The organism is Clostridium sp. ZS2-4, assembly GCF_026719745.1.
Lineage (GTDB): Bacteria > Bacillota > Clostridia > Clostridiales > Clostridiaceae > Clostridium_H.
The window spans coordinates 1-2,105 of the sequence record NZ_JAPPRQ010000037.1 but is presented as its reverse complement, the minus strand read 5'-3'; the positions used below and the strand labels follow the sequence as shown (position 1 = coordinate 2,105).

1 protein-coding gene and 2 pseudogenes are annotated in these 2,105 nt (G+C 33.2%); all 3 read right to left on the bottom strand.

Annotation, left to right across the window (positions count from 1 at the left end):
* Nucleotides 1-107, bottom strand: a pseudogene (locus OIO11_RS06230) (electron transfer flavoprotein subunit beta); the annotation flags it as partial.
* A 539-nt stretch (nucleotides 108-646) separates the two neighbouring features.
* The gene (locus OIO11_RS06225) at nucleotides 647-1,657 is read right to left on the bottom strand and encodes an electron transfer flavoprotein subunit alpha/FixB family protein (protein WP_268070582.1); all 1,011 of its coding nucleotides are present in this window, start codon (nucleotides 1,655-1,657) and stop codon (nucleotides 647-649) included.
* Nucleotides 1,658-1,678: 21 nt separating this feature from the next.
* Nucleotides 1,679-2,105 (bottom strand): annotated as a pseudogene (locus OIO11_RS06220) (electron transfer flavoprotein subunit beta); the annotation flags it as partial.

Genomic DNA, 2,105 nt, shown 5'->3' with positions numbered 1-2,105 from the left:
GGGTTGATGATTGATGGAACTCCTTCTCTTATAAGTGTTCCTTTTACTGGATCTATTTTAACTTCGTTTGTATCTGGAACTTGTTTTAAACAAACAACTATCTTCATTATCTAAATCCTCCTCATTACTCGTTTATATACTATCTGAATACGTTTCTAAGATAACCATTCTTTGACTTCGTTAGTCCCTTAGTACATTTGGGTTATCTTAGCATATCTGATCATTCTTTATAATGGTTAATGCTTAGTATATCCGAATCCGCGTAACATTTGAACACATTTTTACCACTGAGAATCCTTGAAATCCATTTCAATAAACTTTTCCATGGAAATTGTTATCGCTCAATGATAATATTTTATCTTGTTTTACATATTTATTTCAAGTATGCACTTTTTTGTTGTATGGTTTATTAGAACATATTTAGTGTCTTTTATACACTCAGTATCATTTATATTCTATACATTGCTTGAAATAATAACATAAAATATTTTCTTTTATGTACCATTTTGTAATCCTGTGTTGATAAATGCTCTTGTGAAACCAATATATTCTATACAATTTTGAAAAATCCTTTTTTAAAAAAGTAAAAACTGTTGGCATTTTATGTACGTCAACAGTTTTTTACTCATTGTGCTATATATACTGATTAGTTTTTCATAGCTTTTATTTGAGCTGTTAATTCTGGAATTATTTTATTCAAATCTCCAACCATGCCCAAGTCTGCAGCACTCATAATTGGAGCCTCTGCATCTCTATTAATAGCAATTATATAATCACTATCTTGCATTCCTGCTAAGTGTTGGATTGCTCCTGATATTCCACAAGCAACATATACTTTAGGTCTTACTGTTTTACCAGTTTGTCCTACTTGTAATGCATGATCTACCCATCCGTTATCAACTGCTGCTCTTGATCCTGCTACTGTTCCACCTAGTACTTCTGCAAGTTCTTCAAGCATTTGGAAGTTTTCTTTATTTCCCATTCCTCTTCCACCTGCTACAATTACTTCAGCTTCACTGATATCTGCTACTTCTTTAGCGATTTTTACTACGTCTAATACTTTTATTCTCATATCTTCGTCAAGTATTGTAGCAGATAATTTTTCTATCTTAGATTCATCTATTCTTGATTCATCTTTTGCTAATCTGTCAAATACTCCAGGTCTTACTGTTGACATTTGTGGTCTATTTTCTGTACACATGATTGTTGCCATTAAGTTTCCACCGAATGCTGGTCTTGTCATCATTAAGTGTCCTGTTCCATCTTCTATATCTAATCCTGTACAGTCAGCAGTTAATCCTGTTGAAAGTCTTGCTGCAACTCTTGGTCCTAAGTCTCTTCCTATAAAAGAAGCTCCTATGAACATTATTTCTGGTTTTCTTTCATTTGCTAAATCACATATTACTCTTGTATAAGCATCTGTTGTGATGTGTGCTAATCTTTCATCTTCAGCATATAATACTTTGTCAGCTCCATATGCTAATAGCTCTTTTGCTAAATCGTCTACTTTATTTCCTAGTAAAACTGCTGTTAGTTCTACTCCTAATTTATCTGCAATTTCTCTTCCTTTTCCTAACAATTCCAAAGCTACTTTTTGTAACTCTCCGTCTCTTTGTTCTGCAAATACCCAAACACCTTTGTAATCTGCTATATTCATACTATATCCCTCCTAGTTCTACTAAATGTAGTGCTTTTCTTTTAATTTTGAAGCTGCGAATGCTGCTGCTTCTTTTGCTGATACATTGATAACTTCACCTTTTCCTTTTGGTTCTTTAGTCATTGACTTCTTAACCTTTGTTGGTGAACCTTTTAATCCTAGAAGAGCTTTGTCTACCTCTATATCATCTGCACTCCATACTTTTACTTCTGTTGAGAATGTTGTGAAGATATTACTCATGCTCATGTATCTTGGCTCATTTAATGAATCTATTGCTGTTAATAGACATGGCATTTTTACTTCTAACATCTCATATCCATCTTCTAATGCTTTTCTTACTTTTAATGAATCTCCTTCAACTGTAACTTCTTCTACGTAAGTTACTTGTGCAAGACCTAAGTGTTCTGCTATTTCTGGTCCTACTTGTGCAGTATCTCCATCGATAGCT

Excerpts from the sequence above, each read along its gene's own strand:
- OIO11_RS06225 (WP_268070582.1), bottom strand. The coding sequence starts at position 1,657 with ATGAATATAGCAGATTACAAAGGTGTTTGGGTATTTGCAGAACAAAGA.